The organism is Flavobacterium plurextorum (assembly GCF_024638035.1).
Lineage (GTDB): Bacteria > Bacteroidota > Bacteroidia > Flavobacteriales > Flavobacteriaceae > Flavobacterium > Flavobacterium plurextorum.
In genome coordinates, this window is the sequence record NZ_CP100442.1 from 2,230,176 (window position 1) to 2,253,409 (window position 23,234).

The window sequence follows — 23,234 nt, forward strand, 5'->3', positions numbered from 1 at the left end:
ATAAAATAAAAAAGAGGCTTTCGAGCCTCTTTTTTTATTCTTGATCTTTTCGTTCTTTCATTTTATTTTTCATTTTGTCCTGATTTTCTTTCTGAATGTTTTTCCATTTGCTGTATTGATCAGCGTTCAGAATTGCTTTCATTTTTGCATCATTTGCATCTTTTTCATCCATCATTTGTTTTTTGAAAGCTTCTTTTTCGGCAGCTGTTGGTTTTACATTGCTGTCTTTTTTGTCTTTTCTTGCTTCTTTAAACTTTTCAGCTTTGGCATTGCGATCTGCTAAAAGTTGTTTTACTTGTGTTTGTTGATTTGCATCTAAATTTAACTCAGAAGTTAGTTTTTTTAACTGTTTTTCACTGCGTTGCTCTGGAGTTAGTTTTTCTTTGTGCTCACGCATAGGTTTTTGGTCAGCTTCTTGTGCAAAACTTGCTATTCCAACAAATAGCAAAGCAGCGATAAATAATTTTTTCATGATGTAAGTTTTTTAATTGTTTATATCGGTTAGACAATGTTAAAATCAATAGGTTTAATTGGGTAATTAGAATTGTGCTTTATTTAACAGATTGAAACGTAAAATATTAAAGCTTTATTTTAAAATAGGCATCTAGAATTATTTTTGTATTTTTAAGGTATAAACAAATTAAAATCCAAGAACAATTCATTATGAGTTTAGTTACTACAATCAGCGGAAATAAAATCGCCTTTTTTTCAACACAGCCTTACGATAAAGCTTTTTTTAATCAGTATAATGATGGTTTTGAATTGGATTTTTTCGAAACTCAGCTTAATTCTCAGACTGTTATTTTAATTGAAAATACCGCTGTTGTTTGTGTTTTTGTAAACGACATAGTAAACGAAGCAGTAATTAAGCAATTGGCAGAAAAAGGAGTAAAGATCATTGCATTACGATGTGCAGGTTTTAATAATGTTGATTTAGAAGCTGCAAAGCAATATAACTTAAAAGTTTGCCGTGTTCCTGCATATTCTCCACAAGCAGTTGCTGAACATGCAATGGCTATGATTTTGACATTAAACAGAAAAACTCATAAAGCTTATAATCGTGTTCGCGAACAAAATTTCTCTCTAAACGGATTATTAGGTTTTGACTTGTTCGGAAAAACGGTTGGGATTATTGGAACTGGAAATATAGGGAAAGCTTTCGCTAAAATTGCTTTAGGTTTTGGCTGTAAAGTTCTGGCGTATGATATTGTTACGAATGACGAAATGATAAAGGACGGAGTAGAATTTGTGTCTTTGGAAACGATTTTTAAATCAAGTAATATTATCTCACTCCATTGTCCGTTAAATGCTCAAACAAAGCACGTTGTTAATAAAGATTCAATTGCTTCTATGAAAGACAATGTGATGATTATTAATACAAGCCGAGGCGGATTGATCGAAACAGCTTCGGTTATTGAAGGCTTGAAGGAAGGTAAAATAGGTTATTTAGGAATTGATGTTTATGAACAGGAAGAAAAATTGTTTTTCAGAGATCTATCTGCAGATATTATTCAAGATGACGCAATTCAGCGTTTAATGAGCTTTCCGAATGTTTTGGTTACGGCACATCAGGCATTTTTTACAAATGAAGCTTTAACGCAGATTGCATTGGTTACTTTTAATAATATTAAGTCATTATTGACGGAGAATGATATTGAAAATAAAGCTGCTTTGCTTGTTTAGAATTGATTATAAAGATAAAAGTGTGAAATTAAAAATAACAAACTATGAAAAGTAAAATCGTAATTGCAATTGCAATTTTGGCATTGTATTCATGTCAAAATAAAACAGAATCAAAAAATATAGTAAAAACTATTGTGCAGGATACTTTGTCTAAAACATTGGGAGGAACAGCAAATCTTAATGAAGCGCCTCCAAGAGATGATAAAGCGGTCGAACTGATTAGGAAGCAATTAAGTGTTTTGTTGAAGAAAGATATTCCGGCTATGACAAAAGACGATCGTTATTTTTACTATCAAGAATTTGATTTGAATAATGATAAGAAAAACGAATATTTTGTAGGTTTCTCAAACTCTTATTTCTGCGGAAGCGGAGGTTGCTCTGGATATATCTTAAATAATGATGGAAGCGTAATCAATCGTTTTTCGGTAACCGATTATCCAATTTATGTTACGACTTCATCAACCGAAAAATTTTATGATTTAATATTTGAAAGCGGAGGGAAATTTCATCTTCTAAAAATGAAAGGCGGCAAATATCCTTCGAATCCATCTGTTCAGGAAGTTATAAAAGGCGATGTTCCTAAAGAAAGTACAAAGGTTTTGGATGTTAATTCAAAAAAAATAGAGAAGTATTCTTTTTAAAAATAAAAAACCCGACAGATTATAAAAATTTGTCGGGTTTGAATATTTGTATATTTTAGAATTTTTAAAATATGACTGTAAGTTTCTTATTTATTGGTTTTTAACGTGTTGTTTGGTGCTTGAAATATTTTTGATTAATCTATATATTGCCATTAGCAAACCGCCTCCGAAAAATAATATTCCAGTATAACCAATAATCATTTTGATTACCAGATTTCCTCTTTTAAATTCTTCAGGATATAAAATCAGAAATAAACAATTTAAAACAAAGATTAAGCAACCAAAAAACATTGTAATATTGGTTTTAAAGCTGTCTTTACTTTTGTCAATTTTCTTTTCTGTTATAAGATAATAGATGCAGCCTAAACCTCCGAAGAAAAGTATGCCGCTAAGATATTTAAGTCTCGTTTTGAATAGAACTACTTCTGAAAATTGTAATTCTGGATTTGTAAATGAATCAATCAATTCATAAACAGAAAGAACTGTGAATAAAATAAATATTGTATAAAGGAAGTACTTTTTAATTTTTGGCATAAATATTTGTAAGTCAGTAAATTTAAATAAAAAACCCGACAGATAATCTGTCGGGTTTGTATTTTATAAAAATCATTTTTTGGAATTTGGAATTTCCAAAAAATGAGATTTTAATAATTTATCCCACCAATTCCACGAATTTAAATTCACCTTCAACGGCAACTTTAGTCAAACCATGTTTTGATAGGTTTTTCATAGCTGCATCCCATTTTTTACCGCTTAAATTAGCTGTAACTTTTAGTTGTGCAAGATCCATTTTGTTTTCGTTCTCTTTAAGGAAGTGAATAATTGCTTTCTCTTCATCAGATAATTCAATTAATTGTTTTTTCTCCGGACGCATTTGCGGGAACAATAAAACTTCTTGAATAGAAGCATTGTTTGTTAAATACATAATCAAACGATCCATTCCAATTCCCATTCCAGAAGTTGGAGGCATTCCGTATTCAAGTGCTCTTAGGAAATCTTCGTCGATAATTCCGTTTGCTTCATCATCACCTTTTGCAGCCAAACGCATTTGATCTTCAAAACGCTCTCTTTGATCAATTGGATCATTCAATTCAGAATATGCATTTGCAATTTCTTTACCGCAAACCATTAATTCAAAACGCTCTGTCAAATCTGGATTATCGCGGTGCTCTTTACAAAGCGGAGACATTTCTTTAGGATAATCAGTAATGAAAGTTGGCTGAATATAGTTTCCTTCGCATTTAGCTCCAAAAATTTCATCAATCAATTTTCCTTTACCCATTGTTTTATCCACTTCAATTCCCATTCCTCTTGCCGCTTCAAACAACTCTTCTTCAGTTTTTCCAGAAATGTCAAAACCAGTAAAATGTTTGATAGAATCCGTCATTGTCACACGTGCATAAGGCGCTTTAAAATTAATTTGGTGTTCGCCAAAAGTAACTTCACTTGTACCATTTACAGCAATTGCACAATGCTCAAGCAAGCCTTCTGCAAATTCCATCATCCAGTTGTAGTCTTTGTAAGCTACATATATTTCCATTGCCGTAAACTCAGGATTATGCGTTCTGTCCATTCCTTCGTTACGGAAGTTTCTAGAAAACTCATAAACACCTTCAAATCCACCAACAATTAATCTTTTTAAATACAATTCGTTTGCAATACGCATATAAAGCGGAATGTCAAGCGAATTATGATGCGTGATAAATGGTCTCGCCGAAGCACCACCAGGAATTGACTGCAAAACCGGAGTGTCAACTTCAAGATATCCAGCGTCATTAAAATAACCACGCATTGCAGTAAATAACTTTGTACGTTTAATAAAAGTTTCTTTTACTTGTGGATTTACAGTTAAATCTACATAACGCATTCTGTAACGCAACTCAGCATCGTTAAATGCATCATGCACATTTCCTTCTTCATCAACTTTTGGCAACGGAAGCGGACGAAGCGTTTTACTCAAGAAAGTAAAGCCGCTCACACGAATACATTTTGCGCCAACTTGTGTAGTAAATAATTCACCTTCAATACCAATAAAGTCACCTAAATCGGTTAATTTTTTGAATACTTGGTTGTATAAAGTTTTATCATCGCCTTCACATAAAACATCACGATTCACATACAATTGAATACGTCCTTCGCTGTCTTGTAATTCAGCAAAACAAGCTTTACCTTGATCACGAACACTCATCAAACGTCCCGCAACGATAACCTTCTTACCTTCTTCAAACGACTCCTTAATTTGCTTAGAAGTATGATTTACAGGAAAAAGATTAGCTGGATAAGGATTGATTCCTAAGCTGCGTAAGTTTTGAAGTTTTTCTCTTCTGATGATTTCTTGTTCTGATAATGCCATTTTTGTGCTTTTTTTAAGAGTGCAAAGATAAAGAAAAGAATGTAGATTTTTGAATGCGTATTTTAGATTTTTTGCAGCAGCAATTTATTGTGTTTCAATCATCTTTTGCCCCGTATAGATAGGTGTTGGGACTATATGTTGTCTAAAAATAAAGTTTTTCTGTAAGAAATTAAATCAGAATCTCGTTATCTTAGCGCTTCATAAAACTCAGAATCTACTAGAAAAATGAAATTTATATCAGCCTTTTTATTATTAATTCTGCTCACAAGCTGCACTATAACCGAAACGATAATAATAAACCCAGACGGAACTGGAAATATTGAAGTTTACAGTCTCCGGGATGAAAATAGTGTTATGCAGTTAGGGAGAAATAGTTCTGATTCAGAGAAATTTATAGATACCATATTTGTTTTTAAAGATTATATTACTAAGTATCAAGAAACTTTTGTGAGATTTAGTAAATCAGATCAGGCATTATTTCAAGAACATTCTAATGTGAAAATGCATGTGAAAATGGATCCAATTCAGATGGAGAATTTTAATATTGTTTCGTGTGATTTTAAAAAGATAGAAGAAGTTCCTAATGTTTATAAAAGCCTTAGTTTAGCTAGTTGTTTAAAAGAAAATTATACGGTAGTTCAGCCGTTTTATAAAATAAAATACAGTTTTGACGGTGTCACATTTAGAAGAAATTTGATAATTACTGATCAAGAAAAATTTGATGAGAAAATGAAAGAAGCGGAGGATAGAAAAAAAATAATTTCTAATTATAAATTGAAACAATCTTATGTTTTGAATTACTATTTTCCAAGGGAAATAAAATCGGTTTCAAACGAAAAAGCGGTTATAAGTGCCGATAATAAATCGTTAAGTTTAGAATTTCAGCTTTCTGACTGCCTGCAAAATCCTGAATTGACAAACTTGGAAGTGATTTTAGAATAAAACTTAAATTATTATCAAAAGAAGGTATCTTCGCGGCTTACTAACCAAAAATTTAAAGTCATGAAAAAAGGACTGTTTTATATCCTTGCAGTATTATGTATGTCAAGTTGTACTATTAAAGAAAAAGTGGTCATAAATGAAGATGGCTCAGGATCTTTTTCATATGGATTTGACATGGCGGGAATGTATAAAATGGGAATGAAAAGTTCGGATTCTTTAAAGGATAAAAAGGTTATTGATACTACGTTTAATTTTAAAGAATTATTTGATAAAGCAAAAGATAGTATAGCAAAACTGCCGGCAGCAGAGAAAGAAATGCTTAAGGTGCTTGAGAATTTTAAAATTAGTTTAAAGGTTAACGAAGAGCTAAAGCAAATGGAGTATAATATGATATTTGATTTTCCTAATTTAAACAGTATTCAAAAAATGGCATCTCCAACTCAGGCGATGGAAAAATTAGCACTTTCTGATAAAAAGCGACTTGGAGCTTTAAGCGCAGCACCAAAATCTGAGGATAATAACTCTACTTCATTTCTTTATGATGGAAAGAGTTTTACTAAATTGATTTCGAGTACTGAGGATAATAAAAAAGCAGTTTCAAAACCTAAAAAGAAAAAGGGAAAAGAGGAAGATGATCCTTTTTCTAAGAAAATGGATGATATGATGAAGGAATGTAAGTATTCTATGGAATACCATTTTCCTAAAAAGATAAAAACGGTTTCTTTAAAAAATGCTGTAATTGCTGCTGATAGAAAGAGTTTTATTTATGATGTTCCTTTAGAGAATATGCAGGATAACAGCAATATGAATATTGGGTTTAAGGTAATATTCGAAGATTAGAAAGCAGGGTTGCAAAGTAATAATCTTTTGAATAGAGTTCGTATATTTGATAAAAAAATTACACAACGATGAAATTATTAAAATTATTAAGTTTTTCTTTTTTATTAGCCTTTTTAACAAGTTGTACTTTTACTGAAAGTATTTACATCAATGATAACGGAACTGGGAAATTTTCTGTAGATATGGATGGTTCTGCTTTGATGGAAATGGCAGGCGATCAAATTGGAAATCAAATGGGAGCTGATGCCAAAAAAGATATTGATTCTAGTTTTACTTTCAAGCAATTGTTTGAAGAGAAAAAAGATAGTATTGCAAAGTTGTCTCCAGAGGTTCAAAAAGAACTGAAGAAACTTGAAAGTTTTGCTGTTCATACTAAAATGAGTAGTGAGAAAAAGCAGTTTTTAATGACTTTATCGACTGATTTTAAAAATGTAAATGAATTGCAGGATATTTTACAAACTGCCAATGTGCTTCAAAAACTTGAAGGAGGAGCAGGAGCAAGTCCGTTAGGTAATGGTATTGGGAACAATAATAGCGTATTGACTTACACATATGATGCTAAAAAGTTTACTAGAAAGGCAATAATTGATCCTAAAAAAGTTGCCGAAGTAGTCAAAGATTCTACAGGAATGTCAAAAATGATGTTTGCTTCTTCAACTTATGTTGTGAAATATCACTTCCCGAAAAAAATCAAAAAAGTATCGAATCCGAATGCATTGTTCAGTGAGGATCGAAAAACAATTACAATTCAATACCCTTTTACGGATTATATGGAGAATCCTGACAAACTCAACTTTGAAGTAGAGTTTGAAAAATAATTAAAATGAATAAAAAAATTCAACTTCAAGATCTAGGTAATAGAGATTATAAATCGACTTGGGAATATCAAGAAGAGCTTTTTACAGCTATAGTTGATTTAAAAATCAAAAATAGAAGAGAAGAGCTTGATTTACCAACTCCCAATTATTTATTGTTTGTCGAGCATCCGCACGTTTATACTTTAGGTAAAAGTGGTGATTTAGAGAATTTGTTGTTAAATGAAAAACAGCTTGAAGCCAAAGGAGCAACTTTTTACAAAATTAACCGCGGAGGCGATATTACCTATCACGGACCTGGACAAGTTGTAGGTTATCCAATTTTGGATTTAGAAAACTTCTTTACAGATATTCATAAATATTTACGATTCCTAGAAGAATCAATTATTCTTACTTTGGCAGAATATGGTTTGGAGTCGGGTAGAAGCGAAGGTGAAACAGGAGTCTGGCTTGGTGTTGGAACACCATTTGCACGTAAAATATGTGCAATGGGCGTTCGTGCTTCGCGTTGGGTTACCATGCACGGATTTGCATTGAATGTAAATGTGGATTTAGGATATTTTGATAATATAATTCCATGTGGTATTCGTGGCAAAGGCGTAACATCTTTAAATGTTGAACTTGGTGTTGAACGAGTTGATGAGGAAGAAGTGAAGTCTAAAATTATTAAACATTTAGCTCATTTATTTGAGGCTGAATTTATTGCAGAAATATCAAGATAAAACTAGTTTTAGTTTTTGAATATTTAGTTTATACCTATTGAATATAATTGCTTTTATGCGAATTATATTCAACGGGTTTTTCTGTTTTTAGTTATGAGTATTATCGATAAAAAAGCAATTCTAAACAATTTGGGACTTCCCGAGAAAGAGCTGGAGGAACTATCAAATGTCTGCGAACATAAAATAATCAACAAAGGAGATTGTTTTATTTCTGCAGGTCAAATTCCGCGTAAGATGGCTTTTGTTATTAAAGGATTGTTTCGATACGTTTATAGTAATGAAAATGGTAACGAGTTTACAAAAAGCATCATTACCGAGAATAATTTTATAAGTTCCTATTCAGCAATGATTCATAATAGCGCATCTTATTTTTCTATTGAAGCTTTGGAAGAAACAGAAATTTTAGAAATTGATTATTTGAGATGGCTGGAAATGAAGGCGAAAAACTCTTTTTGGAATATCTTTTTACTTCAAATATTAGAAAAAGCATTTTGTGTTAAAGAAAAACGAGAAAGGGAATTATTGCTTTTGGATGCAGAAAAACGATACGAAATTTTTATTGCTGAGTTTCCAAATTTAGAAAATAGAGTTTCACAACAAATTATAGCTTCATATTTGGGTATTCAACCTGAATCTCTCAGCAGAATTAGAAGAAAATTTAAGACTTAACATAGATCAATGCATAGTTTTGCGACGATGGGTATTTTTGATGCTTAATTTAAAAATTAAGTTATGAAAATCACGAATAGTACTATCGTTATTACTGGAGGAAGTTCCGGTTTAGGATTAGAAATGTGCAGGCAGTTTATAAAACAAGGCAACACAGTAATTGCTTGCTCGCGTTCTATCGAAAAACTAGAAGAAGCACAGAAAATACTGCCGGATTTAATTGTTTATCCTTGTAATATTGCAAATGAGCAAGAATGTGAAGCATTTGTAAAATGGATTGAAACATTTTTTTCTCAGGTGAATATATTGATTAATAATGCCGCTATTATCAATAGAACTTCTTTTATTGAGGATGATTTAATTTTACAAAAAATGAACGATGAAATGTTAACTAATTTTGCAGCTCCAGTTCGTTTGATAAAATTATTATATCCTATTTTAATCAAAAATAATAATTCTAAAGTTATAAATATTACAACTGGTTTGGTGTATGTGCCAAGAGGTATTTATACTTTTTATAATGCAGCAAAATCAGCTTTGCACTCCTTTACCCAGGTCTTGAGGTATCAGCTTAAAAATGAACCTATACAGGTTGTCGAAGTCTTGTTTCCAGTTGTAGATACGCCTTGGCATAATGGTAAACCTCCTAAAATTGCTATTTCTCCAGAAAAAGCTGTTTCAGAAATGTTTAAAGAGATTGCTCTGAATAGAACAGAAATTAGAATTGGAAAAGTTAAAATTCTGTATTTGCTTTCTAGAATAGCTCCTCAATTTGCATTTAAGAAAATAAACAGTCTAAGTTGATTTTTTAGAGTTTAAAATTCTAATGTTAATTGATCTGGTAAAAGTCTGAAACTCATTCGGTGATATTTTGTTGTTCCGTATTCTTTAATTGCCTCTCGATGCTCTTTAGTTGGATATCCTTTATTTTTTTTCCAGTTGTACATTGGAAATTCTTCGTGAATTTTATCCATGTATTCATCTCGATAAGTTTTTGCTAATACTGATGCAGCGGCAATGCTCAGGAATTTTGCATCTCCTTTTACAATGCTTTTGTTTGGAATAGACTTTAATAATTCTATTTCAGCAGAAGAGAACTGTTTTCCAACTGTGTTTTTTAATCCTAATTTAGCATTCAAAGCACGGTTTCCATCTACAATAATATATTCCGGAGTTTGACTTAGTTTTAGAATACACTCCTGCATTCCTTTCATTGATGCATTTAAAATGTTTATTTCATCAATCTCGTCAGGAAATAAATGTGTTACTGAAAAGCAGAGTGCTTGTTCTTCGATAATTGGTTTTAAAAGTGCACGTGTCTTTTCAGATAATTGTTTACTATCATTTAAAATTATATTCTCAAAATCTTCAGGAAGAATTATAGCTGCTGCTGTGACAGGTCCTGCCAGGCAGCCGCGTCCTGCTTCATCTGTTCCTGTTTCTAATGTGAATCCTGAATAATTAAGCTGCAGCATTTGATTCTTTTTTTTGAAGTGCAAATATTGTATTTTTTTTTCAAAATGTATCAAAAAGACAGATTGATCAATAATCGTAGAAAATGTGTTTGTCTTTTGAAATTTTGATCAAAAAATATTTTTTTAGTTTTTCTTGTCTTAAATAGCATTTTCTGTAATTAGAAAATGAGACTTTAATTTACATCTGTATTTTATTTTGAGAGACCTTTATTTGAATAGAAAGAAGTGAATTAGTAAAAACAATTCAAAATGTAAAATTGCATTATATTTTAAAGCTTTCATGAGTCTTTAATTTATGTCTTTGAATATCGTTAAAATTGAGAGTTAGGTTTGTTAAAATTAAGAAATATTCTAAACGCGGGCAGGTCGTCTTAAACTCTAAATTCTTTTCTCGGTTACACTAAAATAAAACAGGAATTATTGTGTTGAAAAAAGGGCAATTTTCAGGCTATCAATTGTAAATAATGAACTTAAATAATTAGTTAAGTGTGGGAATGTGCCTTTTTGCTCTTTTTTTTGTTAGGATAATTGTTACATTTTAAACAAAAAGCACTCTGTTTTAGGGGTTTTGTTACAGTTTAAAATGTTAATATTGTGTTAAAATTACAAATATGGGTAGATTCTAGATAGCGCTGTATTGTTATATATAATAGGGTTTTAGCTAAAAAATGTTGATTTACTGCGCTTTAGTGTTAATGAGCTATTAAAGTAATGTTGGTGTTCTGTTAAAGAGGGACTTGTTATTTTAAGAAATAATTAAGATGTTTGTCGCATACTAATTCAAATATATACCAAAATGAAATTAAAATTACAATGGATCTATTCGCTATTGATAGCGCTTTCTATTCAGTTTTCTTATGCTCAAGAGAGGACTGTTACAGGTATCGTTTCAGGTGATACAGGAGTTATTCCAGGAGTTAATGTTATTGTTAAAGGAACAAAAGTTAGTACACAAACAGATTTTGATGGAGGTTTCTCTATTAAAGCTAAAACTGGTGATGTACTTCTTTTTTCTTACGTTGGAATGGATCAGATTTCAGCTGTTGTAGGACCATCTTCAGCAGTTAATGTTAAAATGAAAGATTCAGGAAAATCTTTGGACGAGGTTGTTGTTGTTGCCTATGGTAAAGCAAAAAAGAGTTCTTACACAGGTTCTGCAGTTTCAATTAAAGGAGAAAGTTTTGCTAATAGAGCAGTAACAAACGTTTTGTCTACAATTGAGGGAGCTTCTTCAGGTGTTCAAATTCAAAGTGCTTCTGGACAACCAGGTGCGGCGCCAGCAATTAGAATCCGTGGATTTAGTTCTATCAATGGATCAAATACTCCACTATACGTTGTTGATGGAGTTCCATTTGCAGGAGATATTAGTACTTTGAATTCTGCAGATATCGAAAGTTTGACAGTTTTGAAAGATGCTTCGTCAACTTCATTATACGGATCAAAAGCTGCGAATGGTGTTATTATCATTACGACAAAAACTGGTAAATCTTCAAAAGATAAGTTCTCATTAAATGTAAGTCAAGGTTTGACTTCAAGATTGATTAAAGAATACGACAGAGTTAATGCTTTTGATTACTATCCTTTAGAGTGGGAAGCAATAAGAAACAGCCGCCCAATGGGAACACCGGCTCAATTAGCTACTGCAAATGCTTATGCATCTGCCAACGTTCAGCCCTTGTTGGTTACAAATCCATTTAATGTTCCAAACGGACAAGTCGTTGGAACAGATGGTAAATTAAATCCAAATGCTCAACTTTTGTATCCAAATGATTTAGATTGGACTAGAGAATTAGAAAGAGCTGGAACAAGACAAAATGCTGATTTTTCTTACCAAGGTAAATCTGACAAATCAAATTATTTTGCTTCTTTGGGGTATCTTAATGAAGAAGGATATCTTCAAAATTCTGATTATGAGAGAATTTCTGCTCGTTTAAATATTAATACTACTTTTAATAGTTGGTTAAAAACTGGAATTAATTTATCAGGAACTACAACTGATTCTAATTTGGCAGTAAACGGAGTTGATAATTCAACTTCTGTTAATAATCCATTTAGAGCAACTAGATTTATGGGGCCTATTTACCCTGTTTATGATCATAAACCAAATGGAGATTTTTTATTAGATCCAGTTACTGGAGAGAAAATTTATTCAATTGCTAGAGGTGCTAGTGCTACACCAGGTAGAAATATTGTTTATGAAACATTAAACAATACCGATAATCAAAAAGGGACGGCTTTATCAGCAAGAACATATGTTGAGTTCAAATTTTTGAAAGATTTTAAATTTACTGCAAATGCAGCGTTGGATAAAACATATTTAAACAGAACGTATTCTTATAATACAGAAATTGGTGATGGTGCTCCAACAGGGTTAATGGCTAAAGAGAATAGAGTTCTAACTGGTGTTACTTACAATCAGTTATTAAACTATGATAAAAAAATTGGTGAGCATACTATATCAGTTTTATTAGGACATGAAAGTTTTGATTACGAAAGAGAATGGTTAAATGGGACTAAAACAGGTCAGGTTTCGCCAAATAATGTAGAGTTTATTAACTATGCTACGGTAACAGACTTAAATTCTTATACAAGAAATTACGGAACAGAATCTTATTTTTCAAGAGTTGGATATGACTATAAAGATAAATACATCCTTTCAGGATCTTTTAGAAGAGACGGTTCTTCAAAATTTACAAAAGATAACCGTTGGGGTAATTTCTGGTCAGTTGGTGGTGCTTGGGTACTTACAAAAGAAAGCTTCTTAGAAAATAGCGGTTGGATTAATGAATTGAAATTAAGAGCTTCTTTTGGAGAAGTTGGTAATGATTCTCATATCAACCATGATGATTTAAGTTTTTATGCAGGTCAATCAACTTTTAGTTTAGGATATGATAATGGAAGTGAAGGTGGAGTTGTTACAAACGCTAGTGGAGCTGTAAATTTAAAATGGGAAAAAAATACTCAGAAAGATATTGCTGTTGAATTTGCATTGTTTAAAAACAGACTTAGAGGTAGTGTTGAGTATTATAACAGAAGTACAGATGATTTGATCTTTTCTGTACCAAATCCGTTATCTTCAGGACTTGATAACAGAATCGAAAATATTGGTTCTATGTTTAATAGAGGTTTCGAAATCTCTTTAGACGGGACTATTGTTAAAACAAATGATTTTTCTTGGGGATTGAATGTAAATGCATCTACAATTCATAACGAAATCACTAAGTTACCACAAAAAGAGATTATCAACGGAAGTAAAAAGTTAATGGTTGGTCAGTCTATGTATGACTATTGGTTAAGAGATTGGTACGGAGTAGATCCAACAGACGGATATGCTTTATATGTGTCAGATCCAACTTTAATCGTTGCTGGAGATGTTACTCAAAGAGTTGTTAATGGAGTAAATGTAACAACAGATCAAAATAAAGCGTTATACCACTATGCTGATTCAGCAATTCCTGATTTGTACGGAAGTTTTGGAACTAACTTTGAATATAAAGGTTTAAGATTAGAAGTTTTATTTGCTTATCAAATTGGTGGAAAGATGTATGATACTAATTATCAATCGCTTATGCATACTGGAAGCAGCTATGGATCAGCTTTAAGTGTAGATGTTCTTAACAGATGGCAAAAACCAGGAGATATTACTGATGTTCCAAGAATGGATGTTGGTAGAAATACACAGTCAAGCGCTGCTTCTGACAGATGGTTGATAGGTTCAGATTATTTATCTTTAAGACAAGTTAACTTATCTTACAAAATGCCTTCTGAATTAATCTCTAAATTAGGAGTAGACAATGCTACCTTGTATGTAAATGGTGAAAATTTACTATTATTCACTAAACGTCAAGGAATGGATCCAAGTCAAACTTTTAATGGAACAACTCAAAATAGATACATGCCATCTAGAGCTATTACATTAGGGTTAAACTTAAACTTTTAAAAAATAATATTATGAAATCAAATTATATAAAACAGATATTTATTGCAATATCGTTATTAGCACTGACGTCATGTTCAGAAGATTTTTTAGATAAAAAACCTACAGAATTTGTTGATTACGACGGGGCGACTAAAACCACTGAAAATTTAATGACGCTTTTAAATGGTATACACAGATCATTGTATATTAGATATGAAAGTAATCAGAATGAGAATGGACTAGGTGGAATGATGCAACAGATGGATATCGTTGGAGATGATTTAGTTTATACTTCTAATAACACTTGGTTTTTACAAGTTTACAACTGGAATGGTGTAGCAAATGAAAATGCGCAAGACGTTAGATTTCCATACCGTACTTATTATAGAATAATTAGAAATGCTAACACTATTTTAGGTGCAGTTGATGCGTCAACAGGTCCAGACGCAGATAAAAAAGTGTTAAAAGGTCAAGCTTTGCTTTATAGAGCATTTTCTCATTACCAATTGGTTCAGATATATGGTAAAAGATATGTTAACGGAGTTGATAATTCACAAATGGGTGTTCCTCTTGCTTTAACTGTTAGTGATCAACCTTTGGCTCGTGCAACTGTTGAACAAGTTTACACGCAAATCAATAAGGATCTAGATGAAGCAAATGTTTTATTAGTAGGGTATACAAAACTAAATAATTCTCATTTAGGTTTAAGTGTAGCACAAGGTTTGAAAGCTAGGGTAGCATTAACTCAAGGAAATTGGGCTATAGCTGCAGATTATGCTGCTAAAGCTAAAACGGGTGTAGCATTAATGAATGCTGAGGAATATGTAAAAGGGTTTAATGACTTTAACGCTAAAGAATGGATGTGGGGAAGTCATGTTAACGAAGTTCAAACAGATTATTTTGGTAATTTTGGAGCTTACATGTCTAGAAATTTTAGTTCAACAGTTATCCGTGTTTGTCCTAAGGCAATTAACAGTAAACTTTACAACTTAATTCCAACTACTGACGTACGTTCAAAGTTGTTTGATAAAACAGGGGTACATGCTTCATTAAATCTTTCATCAGCTTTTGCTAAATTTCCTTATACAAGTCAAAAATTCTTAGCTGTAAGTACTGGTGACGCTAGATGCGATATTCCTTATATGCGTGTTGCCGAAATGTATCTTATCGAAGCAGAAGCAAAAGCAAGATTAGGACAAGCTGATGCAGCTGCTGTATTATTTGCTTTAGTGAAAACTAGAGATACTGGATATACTTTGTCTACAAAAACTGGACAAGCATTAGTAGATGAAATCTGGTTTCAAAGAAGAATTGAATTGTGGGGAGAAGGATTTAGATTTTATGACTTAAAGAGAACAAATACTCCTCTTGATAGATCTGGTGCAAATCATAATTCAACAATTACAAATGGAGTAATCAATGTTCCTGTAACAGATAAAAGATGGCAATGGTTGATCCCTAGAGCTGAGATCAATGCTAACCCATTACTTAAACAAAATGAATTATAATAAATTGTAATATAATTTAATGGGTGTTTCAGTTTTTTGGTAGATTTTAAAAACTATTAGAATAAAAGAGTAGTTACCCAGATAAAGTTTATATTACAGTAAACAATAAATATTTTGATTTTTCTTGAAAGCCCCGTTTACTTTTGTAAACGGGGTTTTCATTTTTGAAGGAGGTTATGATTGCAGACTCATACTAACGTTTTGTTTTTTTTCGTTTATACGTTTTTATCTTTTACCTTTGCTCGACAAATTTTGCCGAAATAATTTTATATAACATTATCAAATGAGAATATTCATTTTTCTATATCTATTAGTTATACCAGCCTTATTGTTTTCTCAAGAAAAGACTTCTTCAAAAAGTAGTTTAGATATGAATTCAAAATACTCAAGTATAACAGACACTGTTAAAAAGAAAAAGGCTAAAATTGCTAAAATTGACCAATATCAGATTATTACTCTAGAGCATGATACTACTTATGTAGATACATCATTGACAATAAAAAGTGCCTATAAACAAAACCATCTTCGAAAAGATCTTTTTGGATTGTTGGAGTTCTCAAATATCGGACAGCCTTTAAATGTTTTGCAATATAGTTTAACGAATTTTTCGCCATATCCAGAGATTGGTTTCTCGGCTATGCACTATAATTATCTGCAGCCAGAGGACATTAGATACTATTCTGCAGCGACGCCTTTAACGGAGTTGTTTTTTAATACAACAATAAATAAAGGACAAAATGTTGATTCATTTATTACTTTGAATACATCAAAAAATCTTAATTTTTCTATTGCATATAGAGGTTTACGTTCAGAAGGAGATTATATAAACCAGCTAGTAAGTTCGGGAAATTTTCGATTTACAACGAGTTATGCAACAACAGAGAGAAGATATGCCTTGAATGCGCATTTTACTTTTCAAGATAATTCAAATGAAGAAAATGGCGGTATAACAACTCCAGAAGATTTTGAGAGTGATAATCCAGATTTTAAAAATCGTCAGAGACTACAAGTTTACTTGACAGATGCAAAATCTTTTTTGAAGGGAAAAAGGTTGTTTTTTGACCACGCTTTTAGAGTGAATCCAAAAAACGGAAATAATAATTTGTATATAAATCATCAGTTTAACTTCGAAAATAAATTTTTCGAATACAATCAACCTACTGTTCTTTCTACTGTTGACGGACAACAAGTGCAGCGTTTTGGAGCTTCATATACAACAAGTGGTATAAATGATCAAACTCGTTTTGAAAGATTGTACAATAAAGTTGGAGTGGCTTATGAAAATTCGCTGTTAGGTAAGTTTAATTTTTTTGTTGACGATTATAGGTCAAATTATAAATACGACCGAATTTTGGTTGATAAATCTGGAGGTGTTGTTCCTGATAACTTGTTTCTTCAGATTAATAATTTTGGTGGACAATATGAATATCAAAAGAACAAATGGAATGGGCGATTTTTGTATACAAGATCTATTACGAACCAGTCACTATCTGATCTTGATGCGAAATTACGCTATACTTTAAATGAAAAAATTCAGTTCGATTTTAAATATAGAAATGTAAACAAGCTGCCAAACAATAATTATAATTTGTATCAAAGCAGTTATGTAGAGTACAACTGGTCGAATAATTTTAAAAACGAAAAAATTAATACACTTGGAGCTAGTGTGCATACACCGTGGTTAAATGCCGAGGTTCAATATACAGTATTAAATGATCATTTGTATTTTAAAGATGTTTCGTCGCCGGCTCAAGTGTTAGCACAAACACAAATTATAAATCCAGAGCAGTACGGAAATGCTATTAATTATTTAGAAATTAAAGCAAGCAAGGAATTTAAATTTGGAAAATTTGCATTAGATAATACTCTATTGTATCAAAAAGTAGATCAATCTGATTTAATTTTAAATGTACCAGATTTTGTAACAAGAAATACATTCTATTATTCAAATCACTTTTTCAAGAAAGCATTATTTGCACAAACAGGAATTGTATTTAATTATTTTACCAAGTTTTATGGTAATGGATATAATCCAGTAGTTGGAGAGTTCTTTGTTCAGAATAATAAAGAGATTGGAAATTATCCGCTTTTTGACCTTTTTATAGATGCCAGAATTCGTCAGACACGTTTTTATCTAAAGGCAGAACACATAAATGCTCTTTTTTCAAAAAGCGATTATTATTCAGCGCCAAATAACCCATATCGTGATTTTGTAATACGATTTGGTTTAGTTTGGAATTTCTTCCAATAAAACGGATAAAACTTATTTTAAAAATATCTTATATTAAAACTTAAATAAAATGGACTTTTCAAAAAATATTTTAGAAACAATTGGTAATACACCATTAGTAAAACTCAACAAGATTGTTGCTGAAATTGATGCATTAGTATTGGCAAAAGTCGAGACCTTTAATCCAGGTAATTCTGTAAAAGACAGGATGGCTGTAAAAATGATTGAAGATGCAGAGGCAGATGGACGATTAAAACCAGGTGGAACTATTATAGAAGGTACTTCTGGTAATACAGGGATGGGATTAGCACTTGTTGCTATTATTAAAGGCTATAAATTAATCTGTGTAATATCAGATAAACAGTCTAAAGAAAAAATGGATATTCTTCGTGCAGTTGGAGCAAAAGTTGTTGTTTGTCCTACAGACGTTGAGCCAACAGATCCTCGCTCGTACTATTCAGTTTCTAAACGTTTGGCTCAAGAAACACCAAATTCGTGGTATGTAAATCAATACGATAATTTATCAAATTCATTAGCGCATTATGAGCAGACTGGGCCTGAGATTTGGAAACAAACAGAAGGTAAAATTACTCATTTTGTCGTTGGAGTTGGAACAGGAGGTACGATTTCTGGAGTAGGAAAATATTTAAAAGAGCAAAATCCAAATATTAAAATTTGGGGAATAGATACCTATGGTTCTGTTTTTAAAAAATACCATGAAACTGGAATTTTTGATGAAAACGAAATTTACTCTTATATAACTGAAGGAATTGGAGAAGATATTTTACCTAAAAATGTTGACTTTTCTTTGATTGATGGATTTACAAAAGTAACCGATAAAGATGCAGCAGTTTATACCAGAAAAATTGCACTTGAAGAAGCGATTTTCGTTGGAAATTCTGCTGGAGCGTGTATAAAAGGCTTGTTGCAGTTAAAAGAACATTTTAAACCAGATGATGTTGTAGTAGTATTATTTCACGATTCTGGAAGCCGTTACGTAGGTAAAATGTTTAATGACGACTGGATGCGTGAGCGTGGATTCTTGGAAGAGAATGTTACCAAAGCTGAAGATGTTATTAAAGATCATATCGATAAAGAATTGATAGTTGTTCGTACTGAAGAGTTGGTTTCTCATGCGATTGAGCGTATGCGTAAATATAAAATTTCGCAGATTCCGGTAGTTGATATAAATGGTTTTGTAGGTTCTGTTGATGAAACAGATTTATTTAGAAGTTATGTTGCAGATAAAAACGTAGCAGAAAAACCAATTAAAGAAGTAATGGGGAAACCATTTCCAATCGTAAAATTAGGAACTCCAATCGAAGAAGTTTCTAAGCTTTTTACAAAAGAAAATGATGCCGTTTTATTAGATTTAGGAAATGGAAATCATCATATCATTACGAAATATGATATTATTGGATCTATTAAATAAAGCAAATTAATACTTTTATAAATCCATAAATCTGCTTTTTAAAGACAGATTTATGGATTTTTTTATCCTTTTAAAATTTTTAGAATGAACTTTACCGCAATTGATTTTGAAACAGCAACAGGTTATCATCCGTGTTCTGTGGGAATTGTTACTGTCGAAAATGGAATTATTGTAGATGAATTTGTTACCCTAATAAAACCGCCAAATAACGAATATAATCCATTTACGATCCGAGTTCATGGTATTTATCCTAGAGATACTATTAATTCAAAATCATTTTTACAGATTTATCCAGAGATAGAAAAAAGATTAAAAAACAGAGTTGTTGTGGCTCATAACGAAAGCTTCGATCGTAATGTTTTAGTGAAGTCAATGTTGCTTTATGGATTAAATTATGAAGATTTAAATATCGCTTCTAAGTGGGAATGCACGGTTAAGATTTATAAAGCAAAAGGTTTAAAACCAACAAAACTAAGTGACTGCTGCAGAGAAATGAAAATACAACTTAATCATCATGAGGCGTTGTCAGATGCACGCGCTTGTGCAAAATTGTATATGCTTCGATAAAAACATTTTTATTTTGTAAGAATAATAGTAAAAATTGTTTATTTTTAGTTTTTTATTTTAATTAAAAATCTAAAAATGAAAGAAGATTTTCTTCATTACCTCTGGAAATTTAAGAAGTTTGATACTGTGAACTTAAAAACAGTTCAAGGTGAATTGGTTACGATTATTAAAACGGGTGACTATTTGCAGTGTTCTGGACCTGATTTTTTTAACGCTCATATTAAAATTGGAGATCAAAAATGGGCAGGAAATGTAGAAATTCATTTAAAATCATCAGACTGGTATTTACATAATCATGAGAATGATTCAGCTTATGAAAATGTGATTCTACACGTAGTTTGGGAAAATGATACCGCAATTTTTAGAGAAAATAATTCTGAAATTCCAGTTCTGGTTCTCAAAGATTATGTGAAAGTGGAAGTCGTTGCCAATTATCAAAACTTGCTTTCTACCAAAACTTGGATTTCTTGTGAAAAACTGATAAATGAAATTGATAAATTTGTTTTTAAAAATTGGCAGGAAAGATTGTTTTTTGAGCGATTGGAGCGTAAATCTGAACTTGTTTATAAACTTTTAGACGAATTTAATCAAGATTGGGAAGCTGTTTTATTCTGCTTATTGGCTAAGAATTTCGGCTTAAATACAAATGGTTCTGCTTTCTTGCAGATAGCGAAATCAATTCCTTTTTCAATTATTAGAAAAGAAAGTTTTGAGGCAGAAAATTTAGAATCACTGTTTTTTGGGACAGCCAATTTATTGAACGAGGAGAAAGAGGATGAGTATTTTAAAGATCTAAAATTTAGATTTTTTTACCTTCTGCATAAATACCAATTAGAAAGATCTTACAGTGATCCTCTTCAATTTTTTAAGCATAGACCAGATAATTTTCCAACAATCAGACTTTCACAGTTGGCTGTGTTATATCATAAGCAACAGAACTTATTTTCGAAGATCATTAGATTAAAATCAGTTAAAGATGTTGACAAAATACTGAGTGTTTCTGCACGTTCTTACTGGAAAAGTCATTATCAGTTTGACAAAGAAAGTCCGAAGAAAGAAAAAACATTATCGAAGTCTTTTCTTGATTTAGTAATCATCAATACTGTTATTCCAATTCAGTTTGCTTATTCAAAAATAATTGGAGAATCTATTTCCGAAGACTTGATTAACTTTATGAATGAAGTCTCTCCAGAAAAGAACTCAATAATAGAAAAATTCACTTCTTTTAGTGTTAAATCAATAAATGCATTCGAAACTCAGACTTTATTGGAGCTTAAGAATGAGTATTGTAATAAAAAAGCTTGCTTGAAATGTGCAGTTGGAATGGAGTTATTAAAAAAATAATTGGATAAATTAAACAATTAGAAAATGAGCAATTGGATAATTTGTATTTTTGTAAACTAAAATTCATCCTAAGATAATTACTAGGATTAAAAAAATCTAAAAATGTCGGCTATTTTAAAATTAAAATTCTTTTTCGAAAAATATGGTTTTCATGTGTCGTCAAGACTAGCGGACAAACTTGGGATGCGTGTAACAAGTGTGAGGTTATTTTTTATTTACATCTCTTTTGTTACGGCAGGTTTGGGTTTTGGAGTTTATCTAACCTTGGCTTTTTGGATTCGATTAAAGGATTTAATACGTGCGAAAAGAACTTCGGTCTTTGATTTGTAATTAATTTATAGTAAGCATAAAAAAAGGATCTTAAAGTGGTTAAAGCTTTAAGATCCTTTTTTTTGTTTATATGTCCAAAATTATTTTTCTGGATTATTTAATTTACTGTTTTTCTTACCATACATGAAGTATATTAAGACACCTAAAGCCATCCAAATAACTAGTCGTGCCCAGCTTTCGTTTGGTAAAGAATACATCAATGCTAAACAAATTAGGATTCCTGCAATTGGTACAAAAGGAACTAAAGGAGTTCTAAATGATCTAGGCGCGTCAGGCATTTTATAACGCATTACCATAACTCCAATACATACAAGAACAAACGCTAACAAAGTTCCAATACTTACCATGTGTCCTAAGTCACTTACAGGAACTAGCCCAGCAAATAAACTTACGAATACTAAAAAGAAAACATTAGTTTTCCAAGGTGTACGGAATTTTGAATGTATTTCGCTAAAGAAAGAAGGTAATAAACCATCTTTACTCATAGTATAAAACACACGGCTTTGTCCCATAAGCATTACCAAGATTACCGAAGTATATCCTGCTAAAATTGCAATGATTAAACCTGTTTGTAAAAAATCATATCCCGTAACAGCAAATGCAGTAGCAGCAGGTTTTGCATCTCCAGCAAATTTGTAGTAAGGTACAAGTCCTGTCATTACGTGAGCAAATAATACATATAATATTGTACAGATTACTAAAGATCCTAAGATACCAATAGGCATTCCTTTTTGAGGGTTTTTAGCTTCTTGAGCGGCAGTCGATACAGCATCAAAACCAATAAAAGCAAAAAATACAGTTGCTGCACCAGTTGCAATTCCTGACCATCCAAACTCTCCAAAAACTCCTGTGTTTTTAGGGATATATGGAGTGTAATTACTAGTATCAATAAATTTCCATCCTAAAACAATAAAAACGATAACTACAGCCACTTTTACAACAACTAATACATTGTTGATAGTTGCAGACTCTTTTGTTCCTTTAATTAATAATAATGAAAGCAGCGAAACAATGAATATAGCTGGCAAGTTTACGATTCCACCTTCAATTACGGTACCATTGCTAAGTGTTAAAGTTTCCCATGGAGAACAAATCAAGTCCGGAGGAAGATGAATGTTGAATTTTGCTAATAACTCTAATAGGTATCGAGACCAACTAACGCCTACTGTAGCGGCTCCTAAAGCATACTCTAAAACTAAATCCCAACCAATAATCCAAGCCATGAATTCTCCCATTGTAGCGTAAGAATAAGTGTAGGCACTACCTGCAACAGGTATCATTGAAGCAAATTCGGCATAACAAAGTCCTGCAAAACCACAACCTATAGCGGCTAATATAAATGAGATAGTTACAGCTGGTCCGGCATGTTCTGCAGCGGCAATTCCGGTTAAGGAGAATAGCCCGGCTCCAATGATGGCGCCAACTCCAAGTGCAACAAGCGAACGTGAAGATAAGGTTCTTTTTAGTCCTTTTTCAGATTCGGATGCTTCACCGAGCAGTACCGAAAGAGGTTTAGTTTTCCAAATTGACATACTATAATATTGGTTTATTTGTTATTAAGCTCCAAATGTATCGTTTTTTGTAAAAAATAAAAACAATTATCATGTTTTAAGTTATAAAATATTTAAAATTTTAAAGAAACACTCGGTAAAGGCTTATGACAAGCTGACAATCATTAAATTAATTGAGAGAAATTTGCGGAATGTATAATTCTGACAAAAGTTAAATTTTAATGTATTTTCTTGTTAAGTTTAAAGGTTTTCT

At 31.7% G+C, this 23,234-nt stretch carries 20 protein-coding genes; 15 read left to right on the forward strand and 5 right to left on the reverse strand.

The annotated features are described in order from the left end of the window. Positions 1–34: 34 nt before the first annotated feature. Positions 35–472, reverse strand: a complete 438-nt coding sequence (locus NLG42_RS09890; protein ID WP_089059247.1) for a hypothetical protein — start codon at positions 470–472, stop codon at positions 35–37. A 191-nt stretch (positions 473–663) separates the two neighbouring features. On the opposite strand from NLG42_RS09890, the gene NLG42_RS09895 reads away from it, so the two are divergent. Continuing rightward, positions 664–1,683 carry a 2-hydroxyacid dehydrogenase gene (locus tag NLG42_RS09895; RefSeq protein ID WP_089059248.1) on the forward strand — a complete coding sequence of 340 codons (1,020 nt, stop codon included), beginning with the start codon at positions 664–666 and terminating at the stop codon, positions 1,681–1,683. A gap of 44 nt (positions 1,684–1,727) precedes the next feature. Next, positions 1,728–2,324, forward strand: a complete 597-nt coding sequence (locus tag NLG42_RS09900) for a hypothetical protein (protein ID WP_089059249.1) — start codon at positions 1,728–1,730, stop codon at positions 2,322–2,324. Between the two features lie 90 nt (positions 2,325–2,414). Here NLG42_RS09900 and NLG42_RS09905 read toward each other — a convergent pair whose 3' ends face one another. Both NLG42_RS09905 and lysS read right to left on the reverse strand, forming a co-directional pair. Then, the gene (locus tag NLG42_RS09905) at positions 2,415–2,858 is read right to left on the reverse strand and encodes an STM3941 family protein (RefSeq protein ID WP_099720118.1); all 444 of its coding nucleotides are present in this window, start codon (positions 2,856–2,858) and stop codon (positions 2,415–2,417) included. A 118-nt stretch (positions 2,859–2,976) separates the two neighbouring features. Next, complete coding sequence (gene lysS, locus NLG42_RS09910; protein ID WP_089059251.1) at positions 2,977–4,677, reverse strand: lysine--tRNA ligase; 1,701 nt, start codon at positions 4,675–4,677, stop codon at positions 2,977–2,979. A gap of 225 nt (positions 4,678–4,902) precedes the next feature. On the opposite strand from lysS, the gene NLG42_RS09915 reads away from it, so the two are divergent. From NLG42_RS09915 to NLG42_RS09940, 6 genes are all read left to right on the forward strand, one after another. Next, positions 4,903–5,619 (forward strand): hypothetical protein, encoded by a 717-nt coding sequence (locus NLG42_RS09915; RefSeq protein ID WP_257683644.1) that lies wholly within the window; start codon positions 4,903–4,905, stop codon positions 5,617–5,619. 60 nt (positions 5,620–5,679) lie between these two features. Beyond that, positions 5,680–6,459 carry a hypothetical protein gene (locus NLG42_RS09920; RefSeq protein ID WP_257683645.1) on the forward strand — a complete coding sequence of 260 codons (780 nt, stop codon included), beginning with the start codon at positions 5,680–5,682 and terminating at the stop codon, positions 6,457–6,459. Between the two features lie 68 nt (positions 6,460–6,527). Beyond that, complete coding sequence (locus NLG42_RS09925) at positions 6,528–7,277, forward strand: hypothetical protein (protein WP_089059254.1); 750 nt, start codon at positions 6,528–6,530, stop codon at positions 7,275–7,277. A 5-nt stretch (positions 7,278–7,282) separates the two neighbouring features. Then, complete coding sequence (lipB, locus tag NLG42_RS09930; RefSeq protein WP_257683646.1) at positions 7,283–7,996, forward strand: lipoyl(octanoyl) transferase LipB; 714 nt, start codon at positions 7,283–7,285, stop codon at positions 7,994–7,996. 93 nt (positions 7,997–8,089) lie between these two features. Beyond that, positions 8,090–8,665 carry a Crp/Fnr family transcriptional regulator gene (locus NLG42_RS09935; RefSeq protein ID WP_089059256.1) on the forward strand — a complete coding sequence of 192 codons (576 nt, stop codon included), beginning with the start codon at positions 8,090–8,092 and terminating at the stop codon, positions 8,663–8,665. A gap of 63 nt (positions 8,666–8,728) precedes the next feature. Further along, the gene (locus NLG42_RS09940; RefSeq protein ID WP_257683647.1) at positions 8,729–9,469 is read left to right on the forward strand and encodes an SDR family oxidoreductase; all 741 of its coding nucleotides are present in this window, start codon (positions 8,729–8,731) and stop codon (positions 9,467–9,469) included. A gap of 11 nt (positions 9,470–9,480) precedes the next feature. Here the strand turns inward: NLG42_RS09940 and NLG42_RS09945 are convergent, their stop codons facing one another. Continuing rightward, positions 9,481–10,140 (reverse strand): ribonuclease HII, encoded by a 660-nt coding sequence (locus NLG42_RS09945; protein ID WP_089059258.1) that lies wholly within the window; start codon positions 10,138–10,140, stop codon positions 9,481–9,483. 796 nt (positions 10,141–10,936) lie between these two features. Here NLG42_RS09945 and NLG42_RS09950 point away from each other — a divergent pair. The 7 genes from NLG42_RS09950 to NLG42_RS09980 all read left to right on the forward strand — a co-directional run bounded on the left by NLG42_RS09950 (position 10,937) and on the right by NLG42_RS09980 (position 21,470). Beyond that, the gene (locus NLG42_RS09950; RefSeq protein ID WP_257683648.1) at positions 10,937–14,080 is read left to right on the forward strand and encodes a SusC/RagA family TonB-linked outer membrane protein; all 3,144 of its coding nucleotides are present in this window, start codon (positions 10,937–10,939) and stop codon (positions 14,078–14,080) included. Between the two features lie 11 nt (positions 14,081–14,091). Continuing rightward, the gene (locus NLG42_RS09955; protein ID WP_257683649.1) at positions 14,092–15,567 is read left to right on the forward strand and encodes a RagB/SusD family nutrient uptake outer membrane protein; all 1,476 of its coding nucleotides are present in this window, start codon (positions 14,092–14,094) and stop codon (positions 15,565–15,567) included. A gap of 283 nt (positions 15,568–15,850) precedes the next feature. Continuing rightward, the gene (locus tag NLG42_RS09960; RefSeq protein WP_257683650.1) at positions 15,851–17,818 is read left to right on the forward strand and encodes a putative porin; all 1,968 of its coding nucleotides are present in this window, start codon (positions 15,851–15,853) and stop codon (positions 17,816–17,818) included. Between the two features lie 49 nt (positions 17,819–17,867). Beyond that, entirely contained in the window at positions 17,868–19,229 is a 1,362-nt protein-coding gene (locus NLG42_RS09965) for a pyridoxal-phosphate dependent enzyme (RefSeq protein ID WP_089059262.1), read from the forward strand. A gap of 84 nt (positions 19,230–19,313) precedes the next feature. Further along, positions 19,314–19,796, forward strand: a complete 483-nt coding sequence (locus NLG42_RS09970) for a 3'-5' exonuclease (protein ID WP_089059263.1) — start codon at positions 19,314–19,316, stop codon at positions 19,794–19,796. Positions 19,797–19,871: 75 nt separating this feature from the next. Further along, positions 19,872–21,140, forward strand: a complete 1,269-nt coding sequence (locus NLG42_RS09975) for a DUF2851 family protein (protein ID WP_257683651.1) — start codon at positions 19,872–19,874, stop codon at positions 21,138–21,140. 102 nt (positions 21,141–21,242) lie between these two features. Further along, positions 21,243–21,470, forward strand: a complete 228-nt coding sequence (locus NLG42_RS09980; protein ID WP_007810860.1) for a PspC family transcriptional regulator — start codon at positions 21,243–21,245, stop codon at positions 21,468–21,470. 80 nt (positions 21,471–21,550) lie between these two features. On the opposite strand, the gene NLG42_RS09985 is transcribed toward NLG42_RS09980, so the two are convergent. After that, entirely contained in the window at positions 21,551–23,002 is a 1,452-nt protein-coding gene (locus tag NLG42_RS09985; RefSeq protein WP_089059265.1) for an amino acid permease, read from the reverse strand. Between the last annotated feature and the right edge of the window lie 232 nt (positions 23,003–23,234).

Bases quoted from the DNA above. Each gene is read 5' to 3' on its own strand.
- NLG42_RS09905 (WP_099720118.1), bottom strand. From the start codon at position 2,858: ATGCCAAAAATTAAAAAGTACTTCCTTTATACAATATTTATTTTATTC.
- NLG42_RS09970 (WP_089059263.1), top strand. From the start codon at position 19,314: ATGAACTTTACCGCAATTGATTTTGAAACAGCAACAGGTTATCATCCG.
- NLG42_RS09940 (WP_257683647.1), top strand. From the start codon at position 8,729: ATGAAAATCACGAATAGTACTATCGTTATTACTGGAGGAAGTTCCGGT.
- NLG42_RS09895 (WP_089059248.1), top strand. From the start codon at position 664: ATGAGTTTAGTTACTACAATCAGCGGAAATAAAATCGCCTTTTTTTCA.
- NLG42_RS09920 (WP_257683645.1), top strand. From the start codon at position 5,680: ATGAAAAAAGGACTGTTTTATATCCTTGCAGTATTATGTATGTCAAGT.
- NLG42_RS09925 (WP_089059254.1), top strand. From the start codon at position 6,528: ATGAAATTATTAAAATTATTAAGTTTTTCTTTTTTATTAGCCTTTTTA.
- NLG42_RS09915 (WP_257683644.1), top strand. From the start codon at position 4,903: ATGAAATTTATATCAGCCTTTTTATTATTAATTCTGCTCACAAGCTGC.
- NLG42_RS09900 (WP_089059249.1), top strand. From the start codon at position 1,728: ATGAAAAGTAAAATCGTAATTGCAATTGCAATTTTGGCATTGTATTCA.
- NLG42_RS09890 (WP_089059247.1), bottom strand. From the start codon at position 472: ATGAAAAAATTATTTATCGCTGCTTTGCTATTTGTTGGAATAGCAAGT.
- NLG42_RS09935 (WP_089059256.1), top strand. From the start codon at position 8,090: ATGAGTATTATCGATAAAAAAGCAATTCTAAACAATTTGGGACTTCCC.
- NLG42_RS09975 (WP_257683651.1), top strand. From the start codon at position 19,872: ATGAAAGAAGATTTTCTTCATTACCTCTGGAAATTTAAGAAGTTTGAT.
- NLG42_RS09980 (WP_007810860.1), top strand. From the start codon at position 21,243: ATGTCGGCTATTTTAAAATTAAAATTCTTTTTCGAAAAATATGGTTTT.
- NLG42_RS09985 (WP_089059265.1), bottom strand. From the start codon at position 23,002: ATGTCAATTTGGAAAACTAAACCTCTTTCGGTACTGCTCGGTGAAGCA.
- NLG42_RS09960 (WP_257683650.1), top strand. From the start codon at position 15,851: ATGAGAATATTCATTTTTCTATATCTATTAGTTATACCAGCCTTATTG.
- NLG42_RS09965 (WP_089059262.1), top strand. From the start codon at position 17,868: ATGGACTTTTCAAAAAATATTTTAGAAACAATTGGTAATACACCATTA.
- lipB (WP_257683646.1), top strand. From the start codon at position 7,283: ATGAATAAAAAAATTCAACTTCAAGATCTAGGTAATAGAGATTATAAA.
- NLG42_RS09955 (WP_257683649.1), top strand. From the start codon at position 14,092: ATGAAATCAAATTATATAAAACAGATATTTATTGCAATATCGTTATTA.
- NLG42_RS09950 (WP_257683648.1), top strand. From the start codon at position 10,937: ATGAAATTAAAATTACAATGGATCTATTCGCTATTGATAGCGCTTTCT.
- lysS (WP_089059251.1), bottom strand. From the start codon at position 4,677: ATGGCATTATCAGAACAAGAAATCATCAGAAGAGAAAAACTTCAAAAC.
- NLG42_RS09945 (WP_089059258.1), bottom strand. From the start codon at position 10,140: ATGCTGCAGCTTAATTATTCAGGATTCACATTAGAAACAGGAACAGAT.